Genomic DNA, 6712 nt, shown 5'->3' with positions numbered 1-6712 from the left:
GCCGCGCTTGTATCCAAATCAGCAGCGACGCAACCAGATACAGCGTCAACGCCACCGCCAGCGTGCTGGCCACCGCGCCGAAGTCCACCCCTTTGCCCGGCACCACGTTCATCCCCGAGAGCAGATCGGCAAAGCCCGTGTCGCCGCGGCCGCGGGCCGCAGCGACGGCCTGTGCTTTGGTGATACCGGCCGGGAGGCCGCGGCCGATCACGCCGTTGAACAGCAGATCGGTGGCATGGCCGAGGATTCGCGGAACGACGACGCCGATCGCCGTGCCGGTGATGCCGAGGCAGATCACCGCGGTGGCCAGCCCTCGTTGCGGCGCAAGCTGTTTCACCAGCCGCATCGCCGAACCCCAGAAATCGCGGGACCGCGCGGCCGGCGCCGGCGCGGCGCCCCGGGTCGGCCTACTGGTCACCGCCGTCATTGTGCGTCCCCGACCCCGGCGCCGACGGACTGCGAGTCGGCGAATTCCGCGTAGGTGGGGCACTCGGCCAGCAGCGATTCATGGGTGCCCGAACCGACCATGATCCCGTTGTCGACGACGATCACCTGATCCGCCTGGGCGGCGGTCGAAATTCGTTGCGTGACAGCGATGATGGTGGCGCCCGCGGATATCGCGCGCAGCGAGTCGCGCACCTGCGCGTCGGTGTGCACGTCGAGCGCGGAGAACGCGTCGTCGACCAGATAGATGGCCGGGCGGCGGATGACCGCGCGGGCGATGGCAAGCCGCTGCCGTTGCCCACCGGAGAAGTTGATTCCACCCTGGGCGACCCGCATGCGCAGTCCGTCGTCGTGTGCCCGGACGAATCCCTCGGCGGCCGCCATTCGCAGCGCGTCCCACATCTCCTCGTCTGACGCGTCGACCTTGCCGTAACGCAGGTTTTCCTCGACGGTGCCGGAGAAGAGGTAGCCGCGCTGGGGGACCAGCCCGATCGCGGACCAGAGTCGCTCGGTGTGGTAGTCGCGGACGTCGACGTCGTCGACCAGGACGGCGCCGGCTGTCACGTCGTTGAGCCGGGCGATCAGCGATATCAGCGTCGACTTTCCCGAGCCGGTGCTACCGACGATAACGGTGGTGCTGCCGGGTAGCGCCGTGAACGAGATGTCCTGCAGCACTGGGCGATCCGCGCCAGGATAGGTGAAGGTGGCGTTCTGCACGCGCACGACTCCGGTGATCCCGTCGCGCGGAAATTTGGGGCTCGGCGGATCGCCGATCGCCGGGCGGGTGGACAGCACCTCGGTGATCCGTTCGGCGCACACGGACGCCCGGGGCAAGATGACCAGCGTCATCGTCGCCATCAGCACCGCCATCAGGATCTGGGTGAAGTAGGCCAGAAACGCGGTAAGTGAGCCGACCTGCATCTGGCCGCGATCGATGCGCAACCCGCCGAACCAGATCAGCGCGACGCTGGACACGTTGATGGTCAGTGTGGTCACCGGCAGCATCAACGCCTGCCAGTTGCCGGCGTTCAGCGACGCGTTCGACAGTGCCGCATTAGCTCGGGCAAACCGGTCGCGCTCGAAGCGTTCGCGGGTGAACGCGCGCACTACGCGGACGCCGGCAAGCTGGTCGCGCATCACCCGGTTGATGCCGTCGATCAGGCTCTGCATCCTGCGGAAAAGCGGCAGCATGTGCGACATGATCCAGTAGTTGGTCACGGCCAGGATCGGAACGCTGACCAGCAGCAGCCACGTCAGCGCGGCCTCCTGATGGATCGCCATGAAGATGCCGCCGACACACATGATCGGCGCGGTGACCAGAACCGTGGCCCCCATCTGGACCAGGTATTGGATCTGCCGGACGTCGTTGGTGCTGCGGGTCAGCAGCGTCGGTGCGCCGAACCGTGCGGTGTCGCGCTCGGAGAAGGTGGTGACGTGTTCGAACATCGCCCAGCGCAGGTCGCGGCCGAAGCCCATCCCCGTCCGCGAGCCGACGTAGAGCGCCCCGACCGAACACAACATCTGTACACCCGTGACCGCGAGCATCAGCATGCCGAGGCTGAGGATGGCGGCGGTATCGCCCTTGGCGACGCCGTCGTCGATGATCGCCGCGTTGACCGTGGGCAGGTACAGCGTCGCCAGGGTGCTGATTATCTGGAGCACCGTCAGCACCGCGACCAGCCGACGGTACGGCCGGATGTACTGGCGCAGCAGTGCCAGGAGCATTTGGTAACTGTCGCATATGGCAGGGGTCCCGGTCCCGAGCACCGCCGGAGGGTTGCGCGCTCGCGCCGCATCCGGCAACGGCATTGAATTGCCAGCTCAGCGGGCGCGTCGGTGGTTGACCCGCGGGGCTGCCGCTACAGTGCATCGTGTGGGGCATCGTGTGGACCGGCAGCAGGCTGAGAAGAAGCAGAGTATCGGTGCGTCGTAACCTGACAGCGCTCGCCGTCGCGGCGTCGGCCACGATCCTGATTTCTGCGGGGTGCTCGAGTTCCGGCGACAACAAACCAGGCGCGACTTCATCGACCGAACCTGGGAGCGGGGACGGTCACCACGGGCCGATGTTCCCGCAATGCGGCGGCGTCGGCGATCAGACGGTGGCGGAACTGACCAAGGTAAACGGACTGATCAATACCGCCCGGAACTCCGTTGGGTGCCAGTGGCTGGCGGGCGGCGGCATTCTCGGCCCGCACTTCTCCTTCTCCTGGTACCGCGGCAGCCCGATCGGTCGCGAACGCAAGACCGAGGAGCTGTCGCGGGCGAGCGTCGATGACATCAACATCAACGGCCACGGGGGTTTCATCGCCGTCGGCAACGAACCGAACCTGGGCGACTCGCTGTGCGAGGTCGGGATCCAATTCCAGGACGACTTCATCGAATGGTCGATCAGCTTTAGCCAGAAGCCGTTCCCGCCGCCGTGCGACATAGCCAAAGAACTGGCCCGTCAGTCGATTGCGAACGCGAAATGAGCAGCCGAGGCGTGCGTGGCGGTGTCGCCGTTCTGATCATCGCGCTGATGGTGGCGACCGGTTGTTCACGGTCGGTCGGCGGTAAGGCCATCAAGGCGGGCGGCCCGTCCCCCAATAACAACTCCCAGCAGCAGTACCCCAACCTGCTGAAGGAATGCGAGGTCTTGACCTCCGACATCCTGGCCAAGACCGTGGGTGCCGATCCGCTCGACATCCAGAGCACCTTCGTCGGCGCGATCTGCCGGTGGCAGGCGGCCAACCCCGCCGGACTGATCGACATCACCAGGTTCTGGTTCGAACAGGGCAGCCTGGGCAACGAGCGTAAGGTTGCTGACTTCCTGAGGTACAAGGTCGAGAGCCGTCAGATCGCGGGCATCAACTCGATTGTGATGCGCCCCGACGATCCGAACGGCGCGTGCGGAGTGGCCAGCGACGCGGCGGGGGTGGTCGGCTGGTGGGTGAATCCCCAGGCGCCCGGTATCGACGCCTGTGCGCAGGCCATCAAGCTGATGGAATTGACGCTGGCCACCAACTCCTAGGTCAGCGCGGTATCTCGAAGGCGACCAGCGCGGCCCGGTTGAGTTCCACCCCTTTCCAGCAGCCGGCCACGCTCAGCACCGCGATCGCCGACGTCGGGAATTTCTCCGAAATGCGTTGCACCGCAGCCGTATCGGTGCCCTCGGCGCCCGCTAGGCCGATCGCCACGTTGGAGGTTGTCGGTTCGTGCCCGACGACGAGCAGGGTGTTGACGCTGTCGGCGACACCATTGATTTCGTCGATCATCGTGCCGGGGGTGGCGCCGTAGAGTCGCTCGCTGTATCGCACCATGGCGTCGATGCCCGTCCTGTCCAACGTCTGCCGGGCACGCGTGGCCGTCGAACACAGCACGGCATCGACGGGGGGCACGTTGGCGCGCAACCAGTCGCCGGCCAGCCCGGCCTCGCGGATGCCCCGCGGCGCCAACGGCCGGTCGTGATCGACGACGCCATCCGGGTACGACGACTTCGCGTGCCGCATCAGCAGCAGGGTGCGTTGCCCATTCACCCGACTCACGTTAGTGCTCGAAGTTCGGCTTGAGCGCTGTCGCCGACGACGCGTCGTGTCTAGAGTTCGTTAACGGTCACCGCAATGTCGCTGTGGTCGATGGTATGGGGAGCGGCTCGTGATTACGTTGGACCGCTTGGTGAATGTGTTGGGCGATTACGGCGTCCGCCTGAAGTGGTCGTCTGTGCCGCGATCGACGGAATTGCGCAGCGTGGTTATCCACGAGACCGCGGGTGACCACACCGTGGTCGGCGACGTCTTGTTGGCCATCGGTGCAGACACCGTGGCCCAAGCTGTGCAGTGGGCAGCCTCTGCTGGATCCGTCGTGGTGCTGGTCCGCGGCGAGGGCCAGCAGGTCACTTTCGACGGTGCGGACGCGGCTCTGGCGATCATGGTTCTCGACGAGGAGATGGCCTGGAGCGAAGTCGCGGCGGTTGTCTACGGACTCGTAATGGAGGGCCGTGAGACGGAGTCCGGCCGCGGTCCCACCGATTTGTTCGCGCTGGCGGACAGTCTGGCGGATGTCATCGGCGGTGCCGTTGTAATCCACGATCGGCTGTTGCGGGTGTTGGCGTATTCGAGGCAGCAACGGCATGCCGACGCTGCGCGGGTTGCGACAATCCTCGAACGACAGACACCGGAGCAGCTGCGCGCATTGTTCGAGGCCCGTGGAGTATTCGCGCATCTGGCGGACTCCGACGATCCGCTGTTTGTCGCGGAGGACAACGAGCGCGGCATGTCTGGCCGGATGGTGGTGGCGGTGCGCTCAGGACGAGAACTTATCGGGTCGGTGTGGGTCGCGTGCTCGGCGCCGCTGGAAGGCGGCGCTCTAAGCGCCTTGGCCGACGGTGCGCACACGGTGGCCCTGCATCTGCTTCGGTCGCGGGCCAGCGCGGACCTGGAGCGTCATGTCGAATCCGAGCTGGTGATCCGCCTACTGGAGGGCACCGCTGATGCCGCCACCGTGGCCAGCAGGCTGGGTTTGCCGCACGGCCCATTGCGCGTGATTGCACTCCGAGCGTTCGTCGGAGCGGACCGCGATGCTGCGCTGCTGCTCGCGTTCGAGCGCGCGACCATGGGTTTCGGCTGGTCACGTCCGGGCCGCAGCGCGTTGGCAGGCAACACCGTTTACACCGTGCTTCCCGGGGACGAGGCAACGACGGCACGGCGCTGGGTGAGCGGTTTGGGGGCGGCCCTCCCCGAACGGGCCACGGTGTTGGCCGGTATCAGCGGGGTGGCTGAGGTGACCGAACTCGCCGCCGCGCGCGACGAGGCCGAGGAATGTTTGGCGCTGCACGAGATGTCGCCCCGCGCGGCGCCTCCGGTCTATGACGAGTCGTGGGCTGACATCCTGCTGCAGCGATTACGCACCGCGGCGCGCTCGGGCCGGTCCCCATCGCGCGGGCCGGTGGCCGAACTAGGCCGCCACGACCGAGCCAACGGGACCGACTACGTGGCCACGCTGCGAGCATGGCTCGAGGCCCAGGGCGACCCCACCGCTGCGGGTGAACGTCTGGGAGTGCACGAAAACACCGTGCGTTACCGGCTGCGCAAGATGGCCGAGATCACCGATCTGCCGTTAGACGACGCGAGGAAGCGGCTGGCGATGATGATAGAACTCGCGGCCATCGACACCGATTGACCAGGTGCGCTGTCGTAGCTCGACAAAGCGCGGCAGCGTGGTTGTCCGGCTGCGGCAAAGCTTGCGGCAGCGATTCACACCATCATGGGGGTTGCCAAGTCAGGGCCAGGTTCGAGTGGCGGCCGGTGTTCGGCCGCCTTGCACTGGCTCAAACCCCCGCACTCTCCGATGGGAAACGTTCGATGTCCACCTCAGAGCCCGGTCATCGCCGGATCGGCGATCGCCGACCCGGCGACGACGGCGCGATGGAGACCTTCACCGTGCCGTTGCCGCGGACGCTGTTTGTACGGCTGTTTGGTCGTAACCCGTTGGTACGCGCCACGGATCGGGTGGAGGGACTGATTTTGGTGTTGGTCGTTGTGGTGTCATTGATCGCAGTGCCTATCAGTGCCGCCGTGGGCACCGCTGTCCACGATTCTCGAAGCCGCGCCTACGCCGAACAGGTCCAAACCCGCCGCCCGGTGACCGCGACTATCACGGGGGACAGTCATCCACGCCGGGACCTTGAAAGCCCAACGGTCACGGTTCCTGCCCGATGGATTGCTTCCGGGGCCGAACGCACCGGCGACGTCACAGCACCGCTGACGGCCAAGATCGGCGACGATATTGAGATTTGGGTAGATGCCGAAGGCCATCCGGTGGCCCAACCGGTCAACACTGCCCGCACCGAGGCGGTGGCCTTCGCGGCCGCGACCTGGTGGGCCATAAGCCTCATGGCGGTGGCTTTGTTCGCCCGCGCACGAATCACCCTTGACCGACTCCGTTACGACCAATGGCAACAGAGCTTCGATCGCCTCGTCGAGCGACGATAGGTCAGCACGCGCGCACGCGGTGGTCGCTATCGGGCACGGCGGCAGCAGCTTTGTCGGGTCGCGACAATGCTCGACGGCGCCGTTGTTCGTTTCCGGCAAACAGCGCGGCGCCTGCGCGAGCCATCATGGAATTAGGCGGCCCCCGGCACTTTTCGCGTCACGCGGGCTAAGACCGCAGCGAATATTTCGCCCATAACGTGCCCCGAGTGGTCAGGGGGGGGGGGCCGGGGGGGGCCGCCCCGCCGCCGCCCCCGGTAACGCGAGGGATGAAAACAAATGACCCCCACCCCCCCGGGCGG

Annotated in this window: 6 protein-coding genes and 1 pseudogene; 4 read left to right on the top strand and 3 right to left on the bottom strand. The window is 66.4% G+C overall.

The features are described from left to right. Both A5736_RS20480 and A5736_RS20475 read right to left on the bottom strand, forming a co-directional pair. Nucleotides 1–427: pseudogene (locus A5736_RS20480) on the bottom strand (ABC transporter ATP-binding protein); the annotation flags it as partial. Further along, nucleotides 424–2169 (bottom strand): ABC transporter ATP-binding protein, encoded by a 1746-nt coding sequence (locus A5736_RS20475; RefSeq protein ID WP_076248260.1) that lies wholly within the window; start codon nucleotides 2167–2169, stop codon nucleotides 424–426. The gene A5736_RS20475 and the pseudogene A5736_RS20480, both read right to left, overlap by 4 nt. A 197-nt stretch (nucleotides 2170–2366) precedes the next feature. Between A5736_RS20475 and A5736_RS20470 the strand changes: the two genes are divergently transcribed. Both A5736_RS20470 and A5736_RS20465 read left to right on the top strand, forming a co-directional pair. Further along, nucleotides 2367–2915 carry a DUF3558 domain-containing protein gene (locus tag A5736_RS20470; protein ID WP_076126877.1) on the top strand — a complete coding sequence of 183 codons (549 nt, stop codon included), beginning with the start codon at nucleotides 2367–2369 and terminating at the stop codon, nucleotides 2913–2915. After that, nucleotides 2912–3454, top strand: a complete 543-nt coding sequence (locus A5736_RS20465; RefSeq protein ID WP_076126879.1) for a DUF3558 domain-containing protein — start codon at nucleotides 2912–2914, stop codon at nucleotides 3452–3454. Before A5736_RS20470 ends, A5736_RS20465 begins: the two co-directional genes overlap by 4 nt. A gap of 1 nt (nucleotide 3455) precedes the next feature. On the opposite strand, the gene A5736_RS20460 is transcribed toward A5736_RS20465, so the two are convergent. After that, entirely contained in the window at nucleotides 3456–3959 is a 504-nt protein-coding gene (locus tag A5736_RS20460) for a histidine phosphatase family protein (RefSeq protein WP_076126881.1), read from the bottom strand. 118 nt (nucleotides 3960–4077) lie between these two features. On the opposite strand from A5736_RS20460, the gene A5736_RS20455 reads away from it, so the two are divergent. Together A5736_RS20455 and A5736_RS20450 are read left to right on the top strand one after the other, a co-directional pair. Beyond that, nucleotides 4078–5601, top strand: a complete 1524-nt coding sequence (locus tag A5736_RS20455; protein ID WP_076248259.1) for a CdaR family transcriptional regulator — start codon at nucleotides 4078–4080, stop codon at nucleotides 5599–5601. A gap of 245 nt (nucleotides 5602–5846) precedes the next feature. Then, nucleotides 5847–6413, top strand: a complete 567-nt coding sequence (locus A5736_RS20450; RefSeq protein WP_254848418.1) for a hypothetical protein — start codon at nucleotides 5847–5849, stop codon at nucleotides 6411–6413. Nucleotides 6414–6712 lie beyond the last annotated feature (299 nt).

Origin of the sequence: Mycobacterium sp. SP-6446 (assembly GCF_001954045.1) — a bacterium.
GTDB lineage: Bacteria > Actinomycetota > Actinomycetes > Mycobacteriales > Mycobacteriaceae > Mycobacterium.
Note: the sequence above shows the minus strand (reverse complement) of the source record. Positions and strands in the feature narration are given on the sequence as shown.

Bases quoted from the DNA above. Each gene is read 5' to 3' on its own strand.
- A5736_RS20465 (WP_076126879.1), top strand. From the start codon at position 2,912: ATGAGCAGCCGAGGCGTGCGTGGCGGTGTCGCCGTTCTGATCATCGCG.
- A5736_RS20450 (WP_254848418.1), top strand. From the start codon at position 5,847: ATGGAGACCTTCACCGTGCCGTTGCCGCGGACGCTGTTTGTACGGCTG.
- A5736_RS20475 (WP_076248260.1), bottom strand. From the start codon at position 2,169: ATGCTCCTGGCACTGCTGCGCCAGTACATCCGGCCGTACCGTCGGCTG.